Origin of the sequence: Streptomyces sp. NPDC088157 (genome assembly GCF_044741545.1) — a bacterium.
Classification (GTDB): Bacteria; Actinomycetota; Actinomycetes; order Streptomycetales; family Streptomycetaceae; genus Streptomyces.
The window spans coordinates 43,415-65,988 of the sequence record NZ_JBIUSU010000002.1; the positions used below are offsets into that span (position 1 = coordinate 43,415).

Sequence of the window (22,574 nt, forward strand, 5' to 3'; positions counted from 1 at the left end):
TCCAGATGCCCGCGATCACCTCGACCGCCCTCAGGAGGCACACCGGGAGAAGTGAGTCACTCCCGTGCATGAAAGGCGGTGACCGAGGTCACTAGGAATGGGTGTGCACGGATCGGCCGGTTCCGGCGTCTCTTCCAGTGTCCGGACGCACCGCCCGGAAGATCGTCCCGCCGTCACGAGGGAGCAAGGCGTTGTCCACCGTCATCGAGCAGCCCGTAGAGGCACGTCTGGTCGCCGCAGCACCTCGGATGCAGACCATCCCCGCCACACTGCGCTACGACCGGCAGGATCCCTTCGCCGTCCGCATGACCTTCCCGGCTCCGGCCACCCTCGAGGGCGTCGAGGTCTGCTGGACCTTCGCCCGTGACCTGCTCGCCGCCGGCCTGCACGACGCCGAGGGCCACGGCGACGTCCGGGTGCGGCCCTACGGGTTCGGCCGCACCGTGCTGGAGTTCCACGCGCCCGAGGGCACCGCCGTCGTGCACGTCCACTCGGAGGAGATCCGGTGCTTCCTGCTGGCCACGAACGAGCTGGTGCCCGCCGGCACGGAGTACCGGCAGCTGGACCTCGACCACGACCTGGCGGAGCTGATGCGGGACGCCTGATAATCCGTTGACAGCCTTCCCGGGTCCTCCTACGGTGTAGAACGGTTCTGTTGCCGCCGATAGGAGAAGGACGTTGCTCGTCTGAGGTCTTGAGACACCGCGCCACACCTCTGGAGTGTGTGCGTCGCGTGCGACCTCGGCCTTCGAGCCGTCCTTGCGGAGCAGGGCTCTTTCCATGTCTTCGCGCTCCCCCGCTGCCGCGGTGGTCGCCGCATTCCGGTGTCTCGACACGTGTCGCCCCTGACCGCACACGCACCCACGAGGCCCGTTTTGACTCACTCCATCACCTGCACCTCCCTCGCCTTCTCCTGGCCGGACGGCACCCCCGTCTTCGACGGGCTCGACGTCGCCTTCGGCCCCGGCCGGACCGGCCTCGTCGGCGTCAACGGCTCCGGCAAGTCGACCCTGCTGAAGCTGATCTCCGGGGAGCTCTCCCCCTCCGACGGCACGGTGCGTCTGGCCGGTGAGGTCGGACACCTCCCGCAGAGCGTCACTCTCGACACCGGGCTGCGGGTCGACGCGGTGCTCGGCATCGCCGCACAACGGGCCGCGCTGCACGCCATCGAGGCCGGTGACGTGTCCGAGCGGCACTTCGAGACCGTCGGCGACGGCTGGGACGTCGAGGAGCGCGCCCTGGCCACCCTCGGCGAGCTCGGGCTCGGCCACGTCGATCTCGACCGCACCATCGGCGAGCTGTCGGGCGGCGAGTCGGTCCTCCTGCGGCTGGCCGCGCTGCTGCTGCGCCGGCCGGACGTCCTGCTGCTGGACGAACCGACCAACAACCTCGATCTGTACGCCCGGCGGCGGCTGTACGCGGCCGTCGCGTCCTGGCCCGGCGTGCTGGTCGTGGTCAGCCACGACCGGGAACTGCTCGACCTCGTCGACCAGATCGCCGACCTGCGGGCCGGCGAGGTCACCTGGTACGGCGGCAACTTCTCCGCGTACGAGGAGGCCCTGGCCACCGAGCAGGACGCCGCCGAGCGCATGGTGCGCGTCGCGGAGGCCGACCTGCGCAAGCAGAAACGCGAACTGACCGACGCCCAGGTCAAGCTGGCCCGGCGCAAGCGGTACGGGCAGAAGATGTTCGACCAGAAACGCGAGCCGAAGATCGTCATGGGGGCGCGCAAGCGCTCGGCTCAGGAGTCCGCGGGCAAGCACCGGATCATGCACGAGGAGAAGCTCGCCGAGGCCAGGGAGCGGCTCGACGACGCGGTGGAGGCCGTACGGGACGACGACGAGATCCGCGTCGACCTGCCGTACACAGCCGTACCACCCGGGCGGGAGGTCCTCACCCTCATGGATCTGCGACTCGCGCACGGCGCGCGTGTGGACGGCGGTCTCGATCTGCGCGGTCCCGAGCGGGTGGCGCTGGTCGGGCGCAACGGCTCGGGCAAGACGACGCTGCTGCGCACCATCGCCGGGGAGTTGGCGCCGGAGGCGGGCGAGGCGCACGCGCACGTGCCGCTGCGTTTCCTGCCGCAGCGCCTCGACATCCTCGACGGTGAGCTCACGGTCGCCGAGAACGTGGCCGGGTTCGCGCCGGGCGCCACCAACAACCGGGTCCGGGCCCGGCTCGCCCGCTTCCTGTTCCGGGGCGCCCGCGCCGATCAGAAGGCGGTCACACTGTCCGGCGGGGAGCGCTTCCGGGCGAGCCTGGCGGCGCTGATGCTGGCCGAGCCGGCGCCTCAGCTGCTGATGCTGGACGAGCCGACCAACAACCTCGACATGGCGAGCGTGCGCCAGCTCACGACCGCCCTGGAGTCCTACGAGGGCGCCCTGATCGTCGCCAGTCACGACGTGCCGTTCCTGGAGTCCATCGGCATCACACGGTGGCTGCTGCTGGACGGAGAGCTGCGGGAGACGACGGCGGAGGAGGTGGCGGACCTGGCCTAGTGCCGTCGGCCGCCGGTGGCTGGCGGCCGGCCGTCTTCCGGTGCTGGCGGCCGGCCGTCTTCCGGTGCTGGCGGCCGGCCGTCTTCCGGTCTCAGGTGGGGCACATTGTTACTGGGGGGTTTTGTCCTGGTGGTTCCGCCCTGCATGATGGCTGACCGGTGCCGCGTCCGAGGCGCCGGTCAGCGCCACCCGATTCGGAGACCTGGACGTGCCCAGCAAGAAGGCCCTCATCCGCCGCCCCAGCCCGCGCCTCGCCGAAGGCCTGGTGACGCACGTCGAGCGGGAGAAGGTCGACGTGGAGCTCGCCCTGGAGCAGTGGGAGGCGTACGCCGAGGCCCTGCGCACCCACGGCTGGGAGACCGTCGAGGTGGACCCGGCCGACGACTGCCCGGACTCCGTGTTCGTCGAGGACACGGTGGTGATGTACAGGAACGTCGCCCTGATCGCGCGCTCCGGCGCCGAGTCCCGGCGCGACGAGACCCTCGGGGTCGAGGAGGCCGTGGCCCGTCTGGGCTGTTCGGTGAACTGGATCTGGGAGCCGGGCACACTGGACGGCGGTGACGTGCTCAAGGTCGGCGACACGATCTACGTCGGCCGGGGCGGGCGGACCAACGCGGCCGGCGTCCAGCAGGTGCGCGCCGCCTTCGAACCGCTGGGGGCACGGGTCGTGGCCGTACCGGTGAGCAAGGTGCTGCACCTGAAGTCGGCGGTGACGGCGCTGCCCGACGGCACGGTGATCGGCCACATCCCCAAGGTGGACCGGCCGTCGCTGTTCCCGCGCTTCCTGTCGGTGCCGGAGGAGGCCGGCTCGCACGTGGTCCTGCTCGGCGGCCCGCAGGTGCTCATCTCGGCCGCCGCGCCGAAGACGGCGGACCTGCTCGCCGACCTCGGTCACGAGCCCGTCGTCGTCGACATCGGCGAGTTCGAGAAACTAGAAGGATGTGTGACATGCCTCTCGGTGCGTCTGCGTGAGCTGTACGCCTGACCGGGTGATCGGACCACCTTTTCGGCGCCGGGACCTGCGGTTCCCGGGGCTGTTTGACATGCCCTGGATTGCCTGGCGCAACCCGGCTGATCAGCGATCTTTACACGGCTCTTAACCTACGACTTCGTAACCTACGGATACGTAGCCTACGATCCCGTAAGTTCCGGCTTCGCTCGCCGGATTGTTCCACTCCGCTTCACGTCCCCTGGAGTTCTCGTGACGATCACTTCCCCTCACCTCGGCAGCCCCGCCGTCTGGACCGACGCCAAGCTGCTGCACGCGCTGGAGGAAGTGGTCGAGACGGAACTCAACCGGCACCTGAAGGTGACCAAGGACTGGATGCCCCACGAGTACGTGCCGTGGAGCGACGGCCGCAACTTCCCCGGCTTCTTCGAGGACGGCGAGGCCTGGGACAAGGAGCAGTCCAAGGTCACCGAGATCGGCCGGATCGCGCTGGTCGTGAACCTGCTCACCGAGGACAACCTGCCCAGCTACCACCACGAGATCGCCTCGCTCTTCGGCCGGGACGGCGCCTGGGGCACCTGGGTGCACCGCTGGACGGCCGAGGAGGGCCGGCACGGCATCGTGATGCGCGACTACCTGCTCGCCTCGCGCGCGGTGGACCCGGACAAGCTGGAGCAGTTCCGCATGGCCCACATGGGTGAGGGCTTCGAGTCGGACAACCGCCACTCGATGCTGCACTCGGTCGCGTACGTGTCCTTCCAGGAGCTCGCGACCCGCGTCTCGCACCGCAACACCGGCCACCAGTCCGGCGACCCGGTCTGCGACCGCATGCTGGCGCGCATCGCGACCGACGAGAACCTGCACATGGTCTTCTACCGCAACCTGCTGAAGGCCGCCTTCGAGCTCGCCCCCGACCTCACCATGCAGGCCGTGCGCGACGTCATCGTGAACTTCCGCATGCCCGGCCACGGCATGCCCGGCTTCGAGCGGGCCGCCGCGCAGATGGCGATCGGCGAGATCTACAACCTGCGCATCCACCACGACGACGTCATCCAGCCCGTGCTGCGCTTCCTGAAGGTCATGGAGATCGACGGCCTCGGCCCCGAGGGCCTCAAGGCCCAGGAGGAACTCGGCCTGTACATGGGCGGCCTGGACGAGGAGGCCTCGAAGTTCGACGCGAAACTGGCCGCACGCAAGGCCCGCATGGCGGCCCGCGCCGCGGGCTGACCGTACGACCCGCTCACCCGACGGCTCGCACAGGGAACCGATTTCCCGGTGCGGGCCGTTCGCGGCCTGCGGCATCATGCCGCCATGCGTTACAGCGACACGGACCGGCAGGCGGTCGGCTTCCTGCTCGGCCTGGCCGACGAGGACACCGCCGAGCGGATACGGGCACGGACCGGCCTGCCCCGGCGGGAGCGGCCGCGGGCGAGCCGCGCCCGGATGGGCCATGTCCTGTTCCCGGCACGTGTCCGTGACGCCGAGGACGCCCTGCGCCCGCTCGTGCGGGATCACCTGGGCGGCCGCGAGGAGGCCTGGGCGGTGCTGGCGCAGCTCATCGGCACCTTCCACGGGACGGCGCCGGAACTCGTGACGGCGGCGGGCGCCATCGCCTGAGGCACATGCCGTCCGAGGGGGGCGGGGCGGCTGGATTCGAACCAGCGTGATCCGGTTTTGGAGACCGGTGCGGCTGCCTCTGCGCTACGACCCCGCCCTTGCCCAGAGCGTAATGCCTTGGCCCGATGTCAGTGGGGCCTGCTACCAATGAGGCACTGGGGGAAGCGCGGCAAAAAGGGCACGGGGGGGCTCGACATGGGGTACGGGGAGCGCGGGAGGCGGCGTCCGCCGGTGGTCGACCTGTCCGACCGCAGGGCGCTGGAGGCGTACCGGCCGGCGGCTCCCGGGGCGGTCACCGAGGCACGGCGGCTCAAGGAGGCCGCGCTGCTGAACTTCGGGCTGACCGAGTCGGCGGTGGCGTCCTGGCTCTACACCAAGTGCCACCACCAGATCCCGACGACGGCGGTGGGGATGCGGCGCTGAGCCGGCAGGGCGGCGCTGAACAGACGTGACCGCGCTGAGCGGGCAGGGCGGCGGACGGGGGTCAGTCCTCCGCGGGTGCCTGCGGCGCTTCCGTGCGGTGCACGCTGCGTACGGCCGCCACGTCGGCCGGGACGGCCGGGGGCGGAACGGCGGCGCTGAGGGCCGCCAGGCGCCGCTTCACACTGGCGGCGATGCCCTGGCCCAGGACGAACCGGGTGGCCGTGGCCGCGCGGGGCGCGTGGTCGAGGATGCGGTGGGCCTCGCGGCTGCGCAGCCCCGTGTGGCGCAGGACGAGGTGGGCGAGGCGGTGTTCGCCGGCCGACAGCGCCCGCCCGATGGTCTCGGCGGCCGCCGCGTCCAGCCGGTTGTCCGCGGCGCCGAGGACGGCCGCCGCGCGGACCCGGCCGAGGTCCAGCAGCGTGACACCGGCGACGGCGGCCGCGCCGACCAGCCGGGCGGCGGCCGAGGGTCCGACGCCGTTGCTCGCCACCGACAGCCGGGTAAGGCGTCCGTACGGCGCCCGCTCCAGGGCGTCGGCGAGAAGGAGTGCGCCCGCGTCGCCCAACCGGGCGGCGGACACGTACAGTTCGTCGATCGCTCCGGCGGCGATCACGGCCGCGAGCGCCTCCGCGCCTACCTCGCCCAGCGGGTTGCCGCCGGCGAACAGCCGCTCGACCCGGCGTCCGTTGCCCGCTGCGGCCAGCAGCGCGTCGGCGAGTACGGTGACGCCGGCCGCGTCGAGTCCGGTCTGCACCAGGTCGAGCGTGCGCAACCTCCGGGCGGACTCGATGAGTTCGGCCGCGGCCCGCCCTCCGCCACCACCCAGCGGGTTGCGCTTGAGCCACACCCCCGTGACCACCTGCGGTGAGGCGCGCAACTGGTCGGCGATGCGGCAGGCGCCGCCCGCGGTGATGCCGTTGCAGCCGAGGTAGAGCGTCTCGACCGGCGCGTCCGTACCGGCCACGGTGGCGGCGCCGTCGTCCCCCAGGGCGTCCGTGCCGAGCAGCAGATGCCGTACGGGGGAGGGACCGTCGGCCAGGGCCTCGGCGACCAGGGCCGCGCCCTCGGCCCCCAGTGCCTGTTTGCACAGGTCGAGCCGCCCGTCGGGCAGCGCGGTGCCCGCGGCGAAGTCCAGCCGCTCCCCCGCCGGCCGACCGGCGCGCAGCCAGTCGAGCAGCGGGGCGAGCTCGGCGAGAGGGCGGGGCACGACGTGGGGCACTCCGGCGAATCCGGCCGGTCCCGGCCCGGGCTGCGGCCCCGCCGCGTTCTCCTCGCTCACCACTGCGCCTCCCGGTAGTCCTTGAGGAACACGCCCGACACCGGGTGGCCGGCCTCGCCCCGCACGATCGGGTCGTACACGCGTGCCGCGCCGTCCACGATGTCCAGCGGGGTGCGGAAGCCCGCTCCCGCCATCCGGGCCTTCTTCGGCGCCGGGTTCTCGTCGGTGATCCAGCCGGTGTCCACGGCGCACATGTGCACCCCCTGCTCGGCGAGAGCGGCCGCGCTGGTGCGGGTGAGCATGTTGAGGGCGGCCTTGGCCATGTTGGTGTGGGGGTGCCCTGGCATCTTGTTGCGCACCGCGAACCGGCCTTCGACGGCCGTCACGTTGACCACGTACCGGCGCGGGTGCGGGGAGGCCAGCAGCAGCGGCAGCAGCCGGTCGCACAGCAGCGCGGGCGCGAGGGCGTTGACGAGCTGCGTCTCCAGGAGCTCGGCCGGGTCGAGCGCGCCGAGCCGGGCCGACCAGGAGTTCTCCGGGGAGGGATCGGGCAGCAGTCCGGCCTCGTCGGCCTCGCGCAGGGCGGCGGGCAGCGCCGGAACGGAGCCGCCGAAGCCCTCCAGCATCCGCATCGGGGTGAACCCGGGCGCCCGGCGCGCGCCCTCGGGCAGCGCGTCGTACTCGCCCGCGGCCAGCAGGGCGTAGGACTCCGGCGGGCGACGCACGGTCTGCGCCGCGTTGTTGACGAGGATGTCGAGCGGTTCGCCCTCCTGGCGCAGTTCCTCGCACAGGCCCAGCACCTGGCGCGGGTCGCGCAGATCGACGGCGACGACGGTGAGCCGGTCCAGCCATGCGGCGCTGCCCGGCTCGGCGCGGAAGCGGCGGACGGTGTCGTGCGGGAAACGGGAGGTGACGACGGTCTTCGCGCCGTCCCGCAGCATCATGAGGGCCAGCTGGAAGCCGATCTTCACCCGGCCGCCGGTGAGCAGGACCCGGCGCCCGCTCAGGTCGGTGCTCAGCGCACGGCGGGCCGCGTTGTCGGCGGCACAGGCGGGGCAGAGCCGGTGGTAGAAGGTGTCGACCTCCCGGTAGGGCGACTTGCAGACGTAGCAGGTGCGCGGCCGGTGGAAGCGGCCTCCGGGTCCCGCGTCCGCCAGGGGAGCGTCCTCGCGCCGGTCCAGGGCACCGGTCGCGGTCGCCGCCATCGCCGCCGCGTCGGCGGCCGCCACCTCGGCGCCCCGCTCCTTGCGCCGTCGCAGCCGTCCGTCGCGGGCGAAGGACGCGGCGACCTGCTCGGCCCGCAGCCGTGCGGGATCGTCGACGGGCAGCGCGCGCAGCTTGCCCACGACGTGGTGGAAGGCCGCCAGCTCCTCCTCGGTGACCGACGCGTGGAACGCCGCCCCCTGGGTTTCCTCGGCCATCCGTCCCCGCCCCGCCCGCCCCGTGTTCGCCGTACCGTGGTCCCGACCGGATTCGAACCGGCGTATCCACCCTGAGAAGGTGGCGAGTCTGCCTCTGCTCTACGGGACCGCGCACGTGTCCGGACGGCCGGATTCGAACCGGCGTGATTCGCCTGAGCAAGGTGGTGCGCCTGCCTCTGCGCTACGTCCGGACGCGCCCCCGGATCCTAACCGCACCCCCGCGACGCGGTCACTCGGTTTCGGGGTCGCCGCTCCCACAGAGGTCGGCGCGACCGCACCGGTCTCCGTGACCGCACGGTCAGCGTGCCGTGCGCCGGAGGTTCAGGCGCTCCTTCTCGGACAGGCCGCCCCAGACGCCGAAGCGCTCATCGTTGGCCAGGGCGTAATCGAGACAGGCGGTACGCATCTCGCACATGCCGCAGATGCGCTTGGCCTCACGCACCGAGCTGCCGGGCTCGGGGAAGAAGAAGTCCGCCCCGGTCTGTGCGCACAGCGCCTCCCGCTGCCAGCCGAGGTCGGGTGTCGGAATCGTGTCGGTGTGCATGGCCAGGATCGTGCCCGGCGGCGCAAAACGTTCGATCAACGCCGGATATACGCGGCGTCGCAAGGGCTCCGGCCGCCCGATGATGCTCCTGTCGCCACCCCGGCGCACGGCGGCGCGCGGCACGGCTCGGCACACTCGGCCCGCCTCGGCACACTCACGGACACGGAACGAGCACCGGCCGTCTCCCCGTGGACCGGCCGTGACCGTGCGACGCGTTCGCGCCCGTGGCCGTACTCCGGCAGCGATTGTCAGTGGGCGGTGCGAGACTCGGCAGAGCAGAGAACGGGACCCCTTCGAGGAGGGCAATGATGCTCACCACCCGTTTCGTCAACGGCGCTCCCAACTGGATCGACGTCGGTACGTCCGACATCGACGGCGCCACATCCTTCTACGGTGCTCTCTTCGACTGGCGGTTCCGGTCGGCGGGGCCCGATGCCGGCGGCTACGGCTTCTTCCAGCTGGACGGGAGGACCGTGGCGGGCGGCATGCAGACCACTCCCGCGCAGGGCCCGCCGTCGTGGACGGTCTACTTCCGGACGCCGGACGCGCAGGCCACGGCCAAGGCGGCGGAGCAGACGCACGGCAGGGTCCTGCTCGCGCCGATGGACGTGATGGGCCAGGGCACGATGGCGGTCCTCGCCGATCAGGCGGGCGTGCCGTTCGGCCTCTGGCAGCCGGGACGGATCGCGGGCGTTGACGTGGCCGGCGAACCCGGTTCGCTGTGCTGGGTCGAGCTGTACACGCCGGACGTCGCCGCGGCGGCCGCCTTCTACCACGCGACGCTGGGCCTCGAGACGTCCGCCGCCCCCTTCCCCGGCGGCACCTACACCTGCCTCAACCCGGCGGGTGCCGGGGAGGACGCGATGTTCGGCGGCATCGTCCCGCTGGCCGACGATCCCACGGAGGCCGGGGCCGGCGCCTTCTGGCTGCCGTACTTCGAAACCGCCGACGTGGACGCGGTCGTGGCCAGGGCGGAGGAGCTGGGCGGCACGGTGCGGATGCCCGCCACGGACGTCGAGGGCGTCGGCCGCATCGCCAGGCTCGCCGACCCGTATGGGGCGCGCTTCGCGCTGATCAGGAGCGTGCCGCAGGAAATGTGAGGCGGTGCGGGAGGATGTGGAGAAGAGCGGCCCGGCCCGAGAAGGAGGGGCCGGGCCCGGTCAGGCCGAAGCGCGGCGCACCAGAGTGGTGGGCAGGACCACGCCCCTCGGTTCCTCGTCGGCGACGTGTCGGTCGAGTCGGCGCAGCAGGAGGCGGGCCATGATCCGGCCCATCTCCTCGATGTCCTGACGGACCGTCGTCAGCGGCGGGTCGCTCTGTTCGGCGACGGGCAGCATGTCGTCGAAGCCGACCACGGCGACGTCCTCCGGCACGCGCCGCCCGTGTGCGCGCAGGACGCGCAGGGCCCCCGAGGCGGCGAGGTCGTTGGCCGCGAACACGGCGTCCAGGTCGGGGCAGCGGTCGAGGAGCTCCCGCATGGCCCGTTCGGCTCCGCCGGGGGTGAAGTCGCTCTCGACGACGAGCCGCGGGTCGGTGTCGCCCATGACCTCCCGGTATCCGTCGAGCCGGTCCGCCGCGGAGGTCTGGTCGAGGGGCCCGGTGATGTGCGCGATGCGGGTACGGCCGAGGCCGGCCAGAAGGCGTACGGCCTCGCGGGCGCCGCCGCGGTTGTCGCTGTCGACGTAGACCACGTCCCGCGTGCCGTCGCTCCAGCCCGGGCGGCCGCCGAAGACGGTCGGGACACCGGCGCCCTGGATCAGGCCGGGCAGCGGGTCGTCGAGGTGCAGCGAGAAGACCAGTGCCCCGTCGACATGGCCGCCGGCGAGGTAGCGGGCGACCCGGGCGTGGTCGTCGCGGCCCTCGGTGAGCAGCAGCACCAGCTGGTTGTCGTGGGCCGTCAGTTCCTTGCTGATACCGCGGAGCTGGAGCGCGAAGAAAGGGTCGGCGAATACCCGCGTCTCGGGTTCGGCGATGACCACGGCGACCGCGTCGTGCCGCTTCGTCACCAGGCTGCGCGCCGCCTGGTTGGGGACGTAGCCGAGCTCCTCCACGGCCCGCCGGACCCGCTCGACGAGCGGCTCCCGGACCCCGTCCCCGCCGTTGACGACCCGCGACACGGTCGCCCGGGAGACCCCGGCCCGTGCGGCCACGGCCTCCAGCGTGGGACGCGAAGCTGTCTCGGTCACTTCGGAGCTCCTCCTGGCCGGCTGCGGATCAGGATAGCTCCGGCGTGCGGCCCCGATGAGAGCGCTCTCCGACCTCTTCGCGCACAGGACGGTTCCCCGGTCTCCCCGCGCCGGGATCGAGCTCATCCCCTCGGCCCCTCAGTGCTCGTGAGTGTCGCCGCTCTCGTCCGTCCCACGAGGCTCCTGCGACTTCCGCGCTTCGTGCGGCGCGTGCGGCTCGTAGCCGGGGATCGTGCCGTCGGGTTTCTTCACCAGGAACAGCCCGACCATCCCCATGTCGGAGTGGCTCTGCACATGGCAGTGGTACATCCACGCGCCGGCGCCCACCCCCTCCCCCGCGACCACCTGGAAGCCGAAGGAGTCGGCCGGGCCCACGATCTTGTTGTCGACGACCTGGCTGGGGTCGTCGGGGCCGGTGAGCAGGCCGGTGCGGTTGTCGGCCCAGCGGTGACCGTGCATATGGAAGGTGTGGTAGTACTCGCCGTGCGTGATCACCACGAACTCGACCCGGTCGCCCACCGTCGCCTCGAAGTCGGGGCCCTGGTGACCCGAGTGGGCGGGTCTGTTGTTGATCGTCATGTCGTTGAAGACGATCGTGTGGGTGGCGTCGGGCAGGATGTCGCCCTTGCGCCGGACGATCACCGGCCCGTACAGACCCTTGCGGATGCCGCCCGTGCCGTGTTCCGTGCCGACGACGTGGTCGTGGTAGTGCCAGTAGCCCGCGCTGCCGGCACGCCAGGTGCCGTCGGCGCGGCGGCCGGGGGCGTGGGTGCGCCAGGTGTAGGTGCGCGTGCCACCGGGTTCGACGTCACTGCGGTTCAACCTCGTGCCGTCGCTGGACACTTCGTAGTCCAGGCCGTGGACGTGCAGGCTCGCGGCCACGTCCAGGGTGTTCTCCACCTCGATGTGGAGGGTGTCGCCCTCGTCGAGTTCGATCAGCGGCCCGGGGATGGTCGCCTTCCCCTTCTCCAGGCCGTAGCCGAGTTGCCCGTCGGCGAGCCTCTCCGCGAACAGCTTGAGGTGTCTGACCGCTCCCCCCGGCGGCGCGGTCCTCGCCGGTCCGTCGGCGCCCGCGGCCCTCGGACCGAGAGACAACGATGTCGCGGCGGCGGCGCCGCCCAGCAGCACCCGACGGTTGAACCCGCGTCTGTCCATGCCGAACTCCCCGCCCTGGTACGGAATTTGCGACGATGAAGAAGACGAGCCTGTGATGAACCTGTGAGACGGTACCGGGGGTTCCGCCGTTTCTCCACACCCAGGACAAAGTTCGTGCCATTGCGGTCATAGCTATTGGCGAGTCGTGCAAATGGGGTCTAGCTTCCTTGGCGCTGTCGCTGTGACCGAGGAGGTGCCCATGCACTTACGAGGGTTGAGCAAGAGAAAACGGATCCGGGTGACCGCCGTGGCGTGCGGAACGCTCGTCGCCGGCCTGCTGTCCGCGCCCGCCGCGGGCGCGCGCCCGGCCCCGGAACCACCCCTGACAACGATGTCCGTCAAGTCGCCGCCCGGCGACGCGAATGTACGAGTGCTGATCTTCCACGGGTCCGCCGCGGCCGGGGACGAGTCACCGGTGGTCAACGCCGGTATCGAGGCCATTGAGCGGATCGGCCTGTCCGGACCGGCGGACCAGCGCTTCGAGGTCGAGGCCACGGACGACGCCTCCGTCTTCACCAGCGGGACGACGCTGAGCCGTTACAACGCGGTCGTGTTCCTGACCGGGGGCGGTGACGTCCTCGACCCGGAGCAGGAGGCGGGTCTGGAAACCTATATGGAGGCGGGCGGCGGATTCGTCGGCGTCCACGACGCTGCCCGCGCGGAGCCGTACTCGGACTGGTTCACCGGTCTGATCGGCGCCCGTCCGGCCGCGTCGAGCCCGACGACCGTACAGCGGGCGACCGTCGAGGTCGGCGACCGGCGGCATCCGGCCACCGGGGCGCTGCCGCTGGAGTGGAAGCGCCCGGACCTGTGGCCGAACTGGGTGAAGAACCCGTCCGGCGAGGTGCACACCGTCGCCCGGGTGCGCGAGTCGACGTACCGGCCGGGTACAGGCGCCAACGGCTCGGACCACCCCGTCAGTTGGTGCCGCGACTACGACGGCGGCCGCTCCTTCTACACCGGTATGGGCGGCACGCCCTCCTCGTACGACGAGACGGACTTCCGTACGCATCTGCGCGGCGCCCTGCTGTGGACGACCCGGCTGGTACAGGCCGACTGCAAGGCGACCATCACCGGGAACTACAAGGCCGAGCGTCTGACCCCGGCCAACCAGCCCGGTCGCAACGACCAGATCGGCGAACCGCACGGCCTGGTCACCGCGCCCGACGGCCGCGTGCTCTACATCGGGCGGGGCGGCGCCGACTCCTCCCAGCCGGTGATCACCGACTGGGGCAACCCGGACGTGGGCAAGGGCAGGGGACAGATCCACGTCTACGACCCGGCGACCAGGAAGGTCACTCTGGCCGGGGAACTGACGGTCTTCGGCAACAAGGGCGGCGGCGACGAGCTCGTCAAGGTCGAGGAAGGGCTCCTCGGTATCGAGGTCGATCCGCGCTTCGAGCAGAACGGCTGGGTGTACCTGCACTACACGCCCCACTCGGGCGTCGACCGGGACACCCGGATGGCCGAGCGGCGCGTCTCCCGCTTCACGCTCGACCTCGCCACGAACAGGCTGGACCTCGGCAGCGAGAAGGTGCTGCTCAAGTGGCCGGTGCAGGTGCACAGTTGCTGTCACGCCGGGGGCGGGCTGGCCTGGGACTCGAAGGGCAACCTGTACATCGCCACCGGGGACAACAACTCCAGTGGTTTCAGCGATGGTTACTCCGGCAACAACCCGCAGCCGAACTTCAGGGGCGTCTCCTTCGCCGACGCACGCCGGACGGCCGGCAACACGCACAACCTCAACGGCAAGATCCTGCGCATCCATCCGGAACCCGACGGAACGTACACGCTTCCGGCGGGAAACCTGTTCACGGGCCGGGAGACCGAGGAGGGCGGCGGCAAGACACGCGGCGAGATCTATGTGATGGGCGTCCGCAACCCCGCGCGCATCTTCGTCGACCGCACGACCGATGTCCTGTACGCGGGCTGGGTCGGTCCGGACGCGGGCGAGCCGTCGCCGACCTGGGGACCGGCGAAGTACGACACGTTCGCCGTCATCACCGGGGCGAGCAACCGGGGCTGGCCGTACTGCATGGGCAACAAGCAGCCCTACCGGGACCGCAACCTGCCGGATCCCTCGCAGCCGCTGGGCTGGTACGACTGCGATCACCCGAAGAACGAGTCGCCGAACAACGACGGCCTGGTCAATCTGCCGCCGGTCACCGGGAACAACATCTGGTACTCGCCCCAGGGCGGCGCACCCGACTACCCGCGCGACGCGAACGGCGTCCCCTCCTACCGCAAGGACCAGGCGACCTACCGGCTTCCCTGGCTCAAGGGCGGCGGGCAGGCGGCGATGAACGGCCCGGTCTACCGTTACGACGCCACCAGCGCGAGCGCGGCCAAGTGGCCCGCGTACTGGGACGGCAAGTGGTTCGTCGGCGACTTCTACGACGCCGATCAGCCGCGCAACGCGGTGGTCATGGATCCCAGGACGCAGGGTGCGGGCGGTCTGCCGGTGCACTCGGAGTCACTGAAGAAGATCGTGCCGGTCGGCAACGACGGCATCAAGAACCTCATGGACTGGAAGTTCGGTCCGGACGGGGCCCTGTACGTCCTCGACTACGGCCGCGGCTTCTTCACCTCGGACGCCAAGTCGGCTCTGTGGAAGGTCACTTACAAAGGCGGGGGCCCGACGCCGGCCGCCGACCTGCTGGCGAGGGGGGCGCGGTGACACGGCGAACGCGACAACGAAGAATCTGGACCACCCTGTTGGCCGCCGTGCTGATGACGCTGGGGCTTCAGGCGGCACCCACCGCGGCACGGTCCGAGCCGAAAGCCGCCGCCCAGGTGCTCACCTGGACCGCCGGAGACGACATCACCACGTACGGTTCGGCGCCGACGACGGCGGTGGCGGGTCGGGCTACGATCGTCTTCGAGAACAGCGTGGCGACCGGCAACACCATGGGCATGCCGCACACGTTGACGTTCGCGACCAGCGACCCCGAGTTCAACGACGACGTCACGCTGAACATCCTGGCCAACCCCAACGACGACACGGGCGGCCGGCACACCGCCGAGGTCACCCTGACCCCGGGCCGCTACTTCTACCACTGCACGATCCCCGGCCACGGTCAGATGCAGGGCATCCTGGTGGTGACCGAGGGCGGCGGCGAGGACACGACACCGCCCGAGACGGCGGCGCAGGTGACCGGCACACAGAACGCGCAGGGCGAGTACGTCGGCTCGGCGAGTGTCGCGATCGGGGCGACCGACGACGGCGGGTCGGGGGTCGACGGAATCCAGTATGCGGTCGGCACCGCGGGTGACTGGATCCCGTACACCGCACCGGTCGTCGTCGGCCAGGTCGGCAGCCACCAGATCCGCTACCGGGCGTTCGACAAGGCCGGCAACGTCTCCACGGAGAAGACCGTCGCGTTCACGGTTGTCGCCCCGCCCTCCGACGACACGACACCCCCGGACACCTCCGGGACGGTGAGCGGCGAGCAGAACTCCGACGGCACGTACATCGACATGGCGACCGTCACCGTGTCGGCCTCCGACACCGGATCCGGCGTCAACACGATCGAGTACGCGGTCGGCTCCGGGGCCTGGGAGCCGTACACCGCGCCCGTGATGGTGCACCAGGTCGGCAGCCACACCGTGCGGTACCGGGCCACCGACAAGGCGGGCAACGCGGCCGCCGAGAAGAGCGTCCGGTTCACCGTGGTCGCGGCGACCCCGCAGGACACCACACCACCGGTGACCGGCGTGACCGTCGAAGGCACGAAGAACTCCGGCGGTGCCTACGTCGGCAATGCCGCAGTGACCGTGAGCGCGACGGACGAGCACGGGTCGGGTGTCGACCGGATCGAGTATTCACTCGACGGTGGACCGTACCTGGCATACACCAACCCGGTGGTGGTCGACCGTGCGGGGCCGCACACCCTCGCCTACCGTGCCACCGACAAGGCGGGCAACACCTCCACCGCGCGCACGGTGACCTTCACGGTGGTGTCGAGCCAGGTCCCGGCCCCCAACTGCCCCGAGTACGACGAGCGGTCGACGGTGATCGTCGGCACGGTCGACTCGGGGGTACCGAACCGGCTGACCGACAAGCGGTGCCGGATCAACGAGTTGATCGAGGACGAGAAGGAGTGGACGTCCCACGCGCTGTTCCTCAAGCATGTGAAGACGGTCCTCGACGGGCTGTTCGGCGAGGGTGTCGTGGACCAGCGTGAGTACGACGCCGTACAGGAGGCCGCCGGCCGCTCCGGGATCGGCAGGCCCGGCCAGACCGAGGGCTACCGCACGATCCTCGACGGCAGCGCGGACTCGTTCGCGAAGTGGCAGCAGGTGGGCGGCGGTTCGTTCGCACGCAACGCCGACGGATCGATCACCAGCGGGACCACCCGCGAGGGCCTGGGCATGCTGTGGTTCCCCGAGCGCAGGTACGGCGACTTCTCGCTGAAGCTCCAGTGGCGCGACGACGCTCCGGGCACGGGCACCGCCAACTCCGGTGTGTTCGTGCGCTTCCCGTGGGTCCACGACCACCCCGAGGAGTCGCGACCGGAGTGGGTCGCCATCAAGTACGGGCACGAGGTGCAGGTACTGGACCGGCCGGACGGCGACATGTACAAGACGGGGTCGGTGTACGGCTTCGACCGGGTGGGACTCGCCGGCGCGGGCGTCACCCAGAAGGGGACCTGGAACGACTACGAGATCAGGGTGGTCGACCAGCACTACTCGGTCTACCGCAACGGTGTGCTGATCAACGAGTTCGACAACACCGGCGGCCAGGAGTTCTCCCCGCCGCGCGCGGACGACCCGGGCACCGACGGCCGGCGGTTCGCCTCCGGCTACATCGGGTTGCAGGTGCACGGCACGACGGACGTCGTCTCGTACCGGGACATCCGCGTCAAGGAACTCTGACAGGAACGGTCGCTAGGACGCCCCGGGCCCGCCCGGGGCGTCCTCGTGCCGCGCCCGGCTCGGCTGCACCCGCTTCGGCTCTCCGGGCATCTTCGGGTACTCCGGCGGATACGGCAGATCGCCCAGGCCGTGGTCGTGTTCGTCGCGGCGGGCGAGTTCGAGGAGGGCCTCCAGGGAGAACGCGTGCTCGTCCATGTCGGCGTGCACGTCGCCCAGTTCGGCGTAACGGGCCGGCATGGTCGCGAGGTCGAAGTCGCGGGGGTGGGCGTCGCCGACCTCCTCCCAGCGCAGCGGCGCCGAGACCGGCGCGTGCGGCCGGGGGCGTACGGAGTAGGCGGAGGCGATGGTGCGGTCACGCGCGGTCTGGTTGTAGTCGAGGAAGATGCGCTCCCCCCGCTCCTCCTTCCACCACTTGATCGTCACCCGTTCCGGCAGCCGCCGCTCCATCTCACGGCCGACGGCGATGGCGGCGCGCCGGACCTGGGTGAAGGTCCAGCGGGGTTCGATCGGCACGAACACGTGCAGGCCGCGCCCGCCGGAGGTCTTGGGCCACCCGCGCAGACCGCCGAACTCGTCGAGGACGGCGCGCAGTTCGTGGGCGGCGCGGACCGCGTCGTCGTAATCGGTGCCGGGCTGCGGGTCGAGGTCGATGCGCAGTTCGTCGGGGCTGTCGACGTCGGTGCGGCGCACGGGCCACGGATGGAAGGTGAGGGTGCCGTACTGGGCGGCCCACAGGACGGCCGCCTCCTCCGTCGGGCACATCTCGTCGGCGCTGCGTCCGCTGGGAAAGGTGATGTGGGCGGTCGGGATCCAGTCGGGCATGTTCTTCGGCGCCCGCTTCTGGAAGAAGGACTCGCCTCCCACACCGTCCGGGTACCGCTCCAGGGTGGTGGGGCGGTCGCGCAGCGCGCGCAGGATGCCGGGCGCGACCGCCTGGTAGTAGCGGGCGAGGTCCAGCTTGCTGAAGCCGCGCTCCGGGAAGAAGACCTTGTCGGGGCTGGACAGCCGTACCGTCCGGCCGGCCACTTCCAGTTCCACCGCATCGCCCATGCGAGCCACGGTAGACACACCTCCGACAGCTCGCATCAGCTCGCGGCGGCCCGTACGCCGGACGGTCCGCACACCGGGCGGTCCCCGTGATCCTCGCGCAGAATCGGAGCATGGATCTGCCGGTGATGCCGCCCGTGAAGCCGATGCTCGCCAAGTCGGTGGCGGCGATTCCGCCGGGCATGCAGTACGAGGCGAAGTGGGACGGTTTCCGGGCGGTCGTGTTCCGCGACGGGGCCGAAATCGAGCTGGGCAGCCGCACCGGTAAGCCGCTGACCAGGTATTTTCCCGAGCTGGTGGAGGCGTTGCGGGAGCGGCTGCCCGAGCGGTGTGTGCTCGACGGGGAGATCGTGATCGCCCGGGAGGGGCGGCTCGACTTCGACGCCCTCACGGAGCGCATCCACCCGGCGGACTCCCGGGTGCGCATGCTCGCCGAGCGGACTCCGGCCTCGTTCGTGGCCTTCGACCTGCTGGCGCTCGCCGACCGGTCGCTCGTCGACGTGCCGTTGAGCGACCGGCGTGAGCTGCTGACCGGGGCACTCGCCGGGGTGACGGCCCCCGTGCACGTGGCGCCGGCGACGACCGACGCCGAGGTGGCGCGGCAGTGGTTCGAGGAGTACGAGGGCGCGGGCCTGGACGGTGTGATCGCCAAGCCGCTCACCCTGCGCTACCTCCAGGACGAGCGCGCCATGTTCAAGATCAAGCACGAGCGCACCGCGGACGTCGTCGTCGCCGGCTACCGCTTCCACAAGAGCGGTCCGGTGGTGGGCTCGCTGCTGCTGGGTCTCCACGATGACCGGGGCGTCCTCCAGCACGTCGGCGTGTCCGCGGCGTTCCCCATGAAGCGCCGGGCGGAACTGGTCGAGGAACTGGAGCCGCTGCGCATGGCGGACGCGGCGGGCCATCCGTGGGCGGCCTGGTCGCAGGAGGCCGCGCACGAGACGGCACGGCTGCCGGGGGCGCCCAGCCGCTGGTCGGGCAAGAAGGACCTGTCCTGGGTGCCGCTGCGGCCCGAGCGGGTGGCGGAGGTGGCGTACGACCACATGGAGAACGGGGCACGGTTCCGGCACACCGCCCGGTTCCGCCGCTGGCGCCCCGACCGCACCGCGGCCAGCTGCACGTACGCGCAGCTGGAGGAACCGGTGCGCTACGACCTGGCGGAGATCCTCGGGACGCCGCCCCGCACGTGATCCGGAACCGGTTTCGCACGCGGAGGCCGATTCGCTCCCGGTGTCACGCCCGCCATCGGATCGAGAACCGGCTTCGCGTCACCGGCCGGACCGCAACCGTCGTTTCCCGCCCGGGACCCCACGGTCCCGGGTCCGACAGCCACCGGGCCCGACGGTCACGTGGTGTCCGACAGCCACCGGGCCCGACGGTCACGTGGTGTCCGACGGTCACCGGGTCCGACGGCCACCGGGTCGCCGCCCCGGGCCCGGTCCGCGACCGGTGTCACGGCGTCGTCGAGGGTCCTCACGGCGTCATGAGGAACTTCACCGCGCCGTCCCGCTTGTGCTGGAAGGTGTCGTAGGCCTGCGGGGCCTCCGACAGCGGCACACGGTGGGTGGCGAAGTCGTCGACACCGAGCGGGTCCTCGTCGGTGAGGTACGGCAGGATGTCGTCGACCCAGCGGCGCACGTTGGCCTGGCCCATGCGGATCTGGAGCTGCTTGTCGAACATGGTGAGCATCGGCAGCGGGTCGGCCATGCCGCCGTAGACGCCGACCAGGGACAGCGTGCCGCCGCGCCGTACCAGCTCGATGGCGGTGTGCAGGGCGGCGAGCCGGTCGACGCTGAAACGCTCGGCGAGCGGGCCGCTCAGCTTCCGCGGCAGCATCGCGGAGGCGTTCTGGACCATGCGGGCGGCCGCGCTGCCGTGCGCCTCGGTGCCGACCGCGTCGATCACGGCGTCGGGGCCGCGGCCGTCGGTCTCGTCGCGGATGGCGGCGACGAGCTCCTTCTCGCTGTCGAAGCTGCGGAGGTCGTACGTCTCCACGCCCCGCGCGCGGGCCCGGCGCAGCCGGTCGCCGACCAGGTCCACGCCGAACACCCGGCCCGCGCCGCGCACCTGGGCGACCCGGCAGGCCATGTCACCGATGGGGCCGAGGCCGAGCACGGCGACGCTGCCGCCTTGGGGAATGTCGGCGTAGGCGACCGCCTGCCAGGCGGTGGGCAGGACGTCGGAGAGGTACACGAACCGGTCGTCGGGAGGTCCCTCGGGCACCTTGACGGGGCCGAACTGGGCCTGCGGCACCCGCAGATACTCGGCCTGGCCGCCGGGCACCGCCCCGTACAGGCGGGTGTAGCCGAACAGGGCGGCACCCATGCCCTCGCCGGTGACCTGGGTCGTCTCGCACTGGGTGGGCAGCGCGTTCAGACACATCCAGCAGTTGCCGCAGGCGATCTGGAAGGGCACCACGACCCGGTCGCCGGCCTTGAGGTCGGGGACCGCGGCGCCGACCTCCTCGACGATGCCCATGGGCTCGTGGCCGAGGATGTCGCCCGGGGTCATGAACGGGGTGAGCACCTCGTACAGGTGCAGGTCGGAGCCGCACAGGCCGCTGGACGTGACGCGGATGACGGCATCCGTCGGTTCCTGGATCGTCGGGTCCGCAACGGTGTCCACCCGTACGTCCCGCTTGCCCTGCCAGGTCACTGCCTTCATCGTGCCGCACTCCCTCCGCCGACCCGTCCGTCCCGGCGGGTCCGGGGTACCGGGCCTGGCTGCGCCCCGGGTACCCGACCACCCCGCCCCGAACCGCGAGGACCGCGGACCCCTTCCCTCCGCCCGGCGGTCCGCGCCCGACCCCGCCGTCACCCATAGCCACTCTCGAACGGACGAGCGCACAATCGAGACACGGAACGGGGGTCGCCATGACGGGCACGAGTCGTTCGGGACGTCCGGCGCGCGCGGTGCGCGCCCGGCACTCCGCGGTGGTCGCGGCGCTGCTGACCACCACACTGGCCATTTCCCTCGCGGCCGGCTGCACGACGGGCCGCGAGCCCTCGACGGACGACGACGGCCGGAGCGCGTCGGTGAAGCCCAGCCCGAGCGGCACCGGCCCCACCGCCGTGGCCGGCTCCGTGCTCGCCGTGAAGATCGACAACGCGCCCGCCGCCCGGCCGCAGACCGGCATCGACTCCGCGGACATCGTGTACGCCGAACAGGTCGAGGGCGGGCTGAGCCGGCTGATGGCCGTGTACGCGACCACGGTGCCGCAGGCCGTCGGTCCCGTGCGCAGCGCCCGCGAGTCGGATCTGGAGCTGCTGCGCCAGTTCCACGAGCCGGTCCTGGCGTTCTCCGGGGCGCAGGGCAAGCTGCTGCCGCTGATCGACCGGGCGCCGCTGGAGGCGGTCACCCCCGAGGAGGCGTCCGGCGCCTACTACCGCGGCACGGACCGGGCCGCGCCGCACAACCTCTATCTGCGCCCGAGCCGCCTGCTGCCCTCCGCGCCGGGCGCCGCCGCGCTGACCACCGGGTTCCACTACGGGGACGCGCCCTCCGGCGGTACGGCGCAGCCCTCGGTCACCGTGCGCTACCCGGCGGCCCGCTTCACCTTCACCTGGTCCGCGGGCCGGACGCGCTGGCTGGTCTCGACGGACGGCGCGCCGACCGTGACCGCCGACGGGCAGCGGGTGGCCCCGGCCACGGTGGTCGTGCAGTACGTGAAGGTGCGCGCGTCGGACTTCCACGACTTCCTCGGCAACAACACGCCGTACACCGAGACGGTGGGCGCGGGGAAGGCGCGGGTACTGCGCGACGGACGGGCCTACGACGTCAACTGGGAACGGCGGACGGCCGCGGACGGCACGGACTTCACGACCGACGACGGCAGTCCGGTCGGCTTCGCCCGGGGTCAGGTGTGGGTCCTGTTCGCGCAGGCGCCGTGACCGGCGTGCCCCGGGCAGCACATTGGCGGGGGCACGCACGATCAGGACGGAGGAGGCGTCGCGGTCGGGACGCGGGGGCCCGCTTCGGTCAGGAGGGGGCGGCCACGGTCTCCCCCGGATTGCGCAGCCCCTCGGCCGCGTCCGAGACCCGCTGGATGAGTTCGAGGAACAGGGTCTGCTCCGCGGCCGAGAGCGGGGACAGGAAGACCTGGTTCATCCGGGCCGTGCGCACGGTCAGTCGGCGGTGGGTGCGCAGTCCTTCGTCGGTGAGCCCCAACAGGAAGCGGCGCCCGTCCTGCGGATCGCGGACCTTGTCGAGAAGCCCCCGGCGGATGAGTCTGCTGATCACCTCGGCGATGGTGGAGCGGTCCAGGCCCACCCGCTCCCCCGCCGTGCGCTGATCGAGACCCGGCTCGGCGACGAGCGCGTTGAGGACCGCGAACTGCGGCGAGGTGATCTCCTCGGAGACCATCGTGTTCCACAGCAGGTAGTGCGCCTGCTGGAGCCGCCGGGCCAGGTGCCCGGGGTGGCTGGTGAGGTCCACCGCGGCCATGTGCGCTCCTCAGCGTGAGATTTCATCGGTGCACTGAACGATAGCGCGTACGGGCGACCCAGTCTCGCGCTCGAGTGACCTCGGACAGACCTCCTGCCTGGGGTCTTGACTGCTCCATCCTCCGGTGGCAGCGTGTGGGAAACCTCGAGTGATTAGTCAGTGTCCTGATTAATCGACGGCACGGGGGTGGAAGAGAT

General features: G+C 71.5%; 18 protein-coding genes, 3 tRNA genes and 1 pseudogene. 11 read left to right on the forward strand and 11 right to left on the reverse strand.

The window, feature by feature from the left end; all coding sequences use genetic code 11:
• Nucleotides 1–191: 191 nt before the first annotated feature.
• From ACIPFH_RS06605 to ACIPFH_RS06625, 5 genes are all read left to right on the forward strand, one after another.
• Complete coding sequence (locus tag ACIPFH_RS06605; RefSeq protein ID WP_356264516.1) at nucleotides 192–605, forward strand: SsgA family sporulation/cell division regulator; 414 nt, start codon at nucleotides 192–194, stop codon at nucleotides 603–605.
• Nucleotides 606–875: 270 nt separating this feature from the next.
• Complete coding sequence (locus ACIPFH_RS06610; RefSeq protein WP_401823862.1) at nucleotides 876–2,498, forward strand: ABC-F family ATP-binding cassette domain-containing protein; 1,623 nt, start codon at nucleotides 876–878, stop codon at nucleotides 2,496–2,498.
• Nucleotides 2,499–2,706: 208 nt separating this feature from the next.
• Nucleotides 2,707–3,483 carry a dimethylargininase gene (gene ddaH, locus ACIPFH_RS06615; protein ID WP_356264522.1) on the forward strand — a complete coding sequence of 259 codons (777 nt, stop codon included), beginning with the start codon at nucleotides 2,707–2,709 and terminating at the stop codon, nucleotides 3,481–3,483.
• 216 nt (nucleotides 3,484–3,699) lie between these two features.
• Nucleotides 3,700–4,674 carry an acyl-ACP desaturase gene (locus ACIPFH_RS06620; RefSeq protein WP_401823865.1) on the forward strand — a complete coding sequence of 325 codons (975 nt, stop codon included), beginning with the start codon at nucleotides 3,700–3,702 and terminating at the stop codon, nucleotides 4,672–4,674.
• An 84-nt stretch (nucleotides 4,675–4,758) separates the two neighbouring features.
• Nucleotides 4,759–5,064, forward strand: a complete 306-nt coding sequence (locus ACIPFH_RS06625) for a hypothetical protein (protein WP_401823867.1) — start codon at nucleotides 4,759–4,761, stop codon at nucleotides 5,062–5,064.
• A 20-nt stretch (nucleotides 5,065–5,084) separates the two neighbouring features.
• Here ACIPFH_RS06625 and ACIPFH_RS06630 read toward each other — a convergent pair.
• Nucleotides 5,085–5,160, reverse strand: a tRNA-Trp gene (locus ACIPFH_RS06630).
• A gap of 99 nt (nucleotides 5,161–5,259) precedes the next feature.
• Between ACIPFH_RS06630 and ACIPFH_RS06635 the strand changes: the two are divergent.
• Nucleotides 5,260–5,472: pseudogene (locus ACIPFH_RS06635) on the forward strand (hypothetical protein); the annotation flags it as partial.
• A gap of 76 nt (nucleotides 5,473–5,548) precedes the next feature.
• Here ACIPFH_RS06635 and ACIPFH_RS06640 read toward each other — a convergent pair.
• The 5 genes from ACIPFH_RS06640 to ACIPFH_RS06660 form a co-directional block, all read right to left on the reverse strand.
• Entirely contained in the window at nucleotides 5,549–6,766 is a 1,218-nt protein-coding gene (locus tag ACIPFH_RS06640; protein WP_401823868.1) for a ribonuclease inhibitor, read from the reverse strand.
• Nucleotides 6,763–8,127, reverse strand: coding sequence for an SDR family NAD(P)-dependent oxidoreductase (locus ACIPFH_RS06645; protein WP_401823871.1), 1,365 nt, complete (start codon nucleotides 8,125–8,127; stop codon nucleotides 6,763–6,765). The genes ACIPFH_RS06640 and ACIPFH_RS06645 overlap by 4 nt, the downstream gene beginning before the upstream one ends.
• A gap of 37 nt (nucleotides 8,128–8,164) precedes the next feature.
• A tRNA-Glu gene (locus ACIPFH_RS06650) sits at nucleotides 8,165–8,236 on the reverse strand.
• Between the two features lie 9 nt (nucleotides 8,237–8,245).
• Nucleotides 8,246–8,318 (reverse strand) — tRNA-Ser (locus tag ACIPFH_RS06655).
• Nucleotides 8,319–8,425: 107 nt separating this feature from the next.
• Entirely contained in the window at nucleotides 8,426–8,671 is a 246-nt protein-coding gene (locus ACIPFH_RS06660; RefSeq protein WP_356262687.1) for a WhiB family transcriptional regulator, read from the reverse strand.
• A gap of 308 nt (nucleotides 8,672–8,979) precedes the next feature.
• On the opposite strand from ACIPFH_RS06660, the gene ACIPFH_RS06665 reads away from it, so the two are divergent.
• Nucleotides 8,980–9,771: a VOC family protein gene (locus tag ACIPFH_RS06665; protein WP_401825071.1), complete on the forward strand. Its 792-nt coding sequence runs from the start codon at nucleotides 8,980–8,982 to the stop codon at nucleotides 9,769–9,771.
• A gap of 60 nt (nucleotides 9,772–9,831) precedes the next feature.
• On the opposite strand, the gene ACIPFH_RS06670 is transcribed toward ACIPFH_RS06665, so the two are convergent.
• Both ACIPFH_RS06670 and ACIPFH_RS06675 read right to left on the reverse strand, forming a co-directional pair.
• Nucleotides 9,832–10,857, reverse strand: a complete 1,026-nt coding sequence (locus tag ACIPFH_RS06670) for a LacI family DNA-binding transcriptional regulator (protein WP_401823873.1) — start codon at nucleotides 10,855–10,857, stop codon at nucleotides 9,832–9,834.
• A gap of 138 nt (nucleotides 10,858–10,995) precedes the next feature.
• Nucleotides 10,996–12,012, reverse strand: coding sequence for a multicopper oxidase domain-containing protein (locus ACIPFH_RS06675; RefSeq protein ID WP_401823875.1), 1,017 nt, complete (start codon nucleotides 12,010–12,012; stop codon nucleotides 10,996–10,998).
• Between the two features lie 199 nt (nucleotides 12,013–12,211).
• Here ACIPFH_RS06675 and ACIPFH_RS06680 point away from each other — a divergent pair, with 199 nt between their 5' ends.
• Nucleotides 12,212–14,689 (forward strand): ThuA domain-containing protein, encoded by a 2,478-nt coding sequence (locus ACIPFH_RS06680; RefSeq protein WP_401823877.1) that lies wholly within the window; start codon nucleotides 12,212–12,214, stop codon nucleotides 14,687–14,689.
• Nucleotides 14,690–14,742: 53 nt separating this feature from the next.
• On the forward strand, nucleotides 14,743–16,887 hold the full coding sequence (locus ACIPFH_RS06685) for an OmpL47-type beta-barrel domain-containing protein (protein WP_401825072.1): 2,145 nt from the start codon (nucleotides 14,743–14,745) through the stop codon (nucleotides 16,885–16,887).
• Nucleotides 16,888–16,899: 12 nt separating this feature from the next.
• Here the strand turns inward: ACIPFH_RS06685 and ligD are convergent, their stop codons facing one another.
• Nucleotides 16,900–17,937, reverse strand: coding sequence for a non-homologous end-joining DNA ligase (ligD, locus tag ACIPFH_RS06690; protein ID WP_401823879.1), 1,038 nt, complete (start codon nucleotides 17,935–17,937; stop codon nucleotides 16,900–16,902).
• Nucleotides 17,938–18,047: 110 nt separating this feature from the next.
• Here ligD and ACIPFH_RS06695 point away from each other — a divergent pair, with 110 nt between their 5' ends.
• Nucleotides 18,048–19,124, forward strand: a complete 1,077-nt coding sequence (locus ACIPFH_RS06695; RefSeq protein ID WP_401823881.1) for an ATP-dependent DNA ligase — start codon at nucleotides 18,048–18,050, stop codon at nucleotides 19,122–19,124.
• A gap of 283 nt (nucleotides 19,125–19,407) precedes the next feature.
• Here ACIPFH_RS06695 and ACIPFH_RS06700 read toward each other — a convergent pair whose 3' ends face one another.
• Entirely contained in the window at nucleotides 19,408–20,598 is a 1,191-nt protein-coding gene (locus tag ACIPFH_RS06700) for a zinc-dependent alcohol dehydrogenase (protein ID WP_401823883.1), read from the reverse strand.
• 209 nt (nucleotides 20,599–20,807) lie between these two features.
• Here ACIPFH_RS06700 and ACIPFH_RS06705 point away from each other — a divergent pair, with 209 nt between their 5' ends.
• Nucleotides 20,808–21,824 (forward strand): DUF3048 domain-containing protein, encoded by a 1,017-nt coding sequence (locus ACIPFH_RS06705; protein WP_401823884.1) that lies wholly within the window; start codon nucleotides 20,808–20,810, stop codon nucleotides 21,822–21,824.
• A gap of 88 nt (nucleotides 21,825–21,912) precedes the next feature.
• Here the strand turns inward: ACIPFH_RS06705 and ACIPFH_RS06710 are convergent, their stop codons facing one another.
• Complete coding sequence (locus tag ACIPFH_RS06710) at nucleotides 21,913–22,377, reverse strand: MarR family winged helix-turn-helix transcriptional regulator (RefSeq protein WP_401823887.1); 465 nt, start codon at nucleotides 22,375–22,377, stop codon at nucleotides 21,913–21,915.
• Nucleotides 22,378–22,574: the final 197 nt, after the last annotated feature.

Coding starts and splice junctions, on each gene's coding strand:
- ACIPFH_RS06625 (WP_401823867.1), top strand. CDS start 4,759: ATGCGTTACAGCGACACGGACCGGCAGGCGGTCGGCTTCCTGCTCGGC.
- ACIPFH_RS06645 (WP_401823871.1), bottom strand. CDS start 8,127: ATGGCCGAGGAAACCCAGGGGGCGGCGTTCCACGCGTCGGTCACCGAG.
- ACIPFH_RS06660 (WP_356262687.1), bottom strand. CDS start 8,671: ATGCACACCGACACGATTCCGACACCCGACCTCGGCTGGCAGCGGGAG.
- ACIPFH_RS06665 (WP_401825071.1), top strand. CDS start 8,980: ATGCTCACCACCCGTTTCGTCAACGGCGCTCCCAACTGGATCGACGTC.
- ACIPFH_RS06675 (WP_401823875.1), bottom strand. CDS start 12,012: ATGGACAGACGCGGGTTCAACCGTCGGGTGCTGCTGGGCGGCGCCGCC.
- ACIPFH_RS06680 (WP_401823877.1), top strand. CDS start 12,212: ATGCACTTACGAGGGTTGAGCAAGAGAAAACGGATCCGGGTGACCGCC.
- ACIPFH_RS06685 (WP_401825072.1), top strand. CDS start 14,743: ATGACGCTGGGGCTTCAGGCGGCACCCACCGCGGCACGGTCCGAGCCG.
- ligD (WP_401823879.1), bottom strand. CDS start 17,937: ATGGGCGATGCGGTGGAACTGGAAGTGGCCGGCCGGACGGTACGGCTG.
- ACIPFH_RS06695 (WP_401823881.1), top strand. CDS start 18,048: ATGGATCTGCCGGTGATGCCGCCCGTGAAGCCGATGCTCGCCAAGTCG.
- ACIPFH_RS06700 (WP_401823883.1), bottom strand. CDS start 20,598: ATGAAGGCAGTGACCTGGCAGGGCAAGCGGGACGTACGGGTGGACACC.
- ACIPFH_RS06705 (WP_401823884.1), top strand. CDS start 20,808: ATGACGGGCACGAGTCGTTCGGGACGTCCGGCGCGCGCGGTGCGCGCC.
- ACIPFH_RS06710 (WP_401823887.1), bottom strand. CDS start 22,377: ATGGCCGCGGTGGACCTCACCAGCCACCCCGGGCACCTGGCCCGGCGG.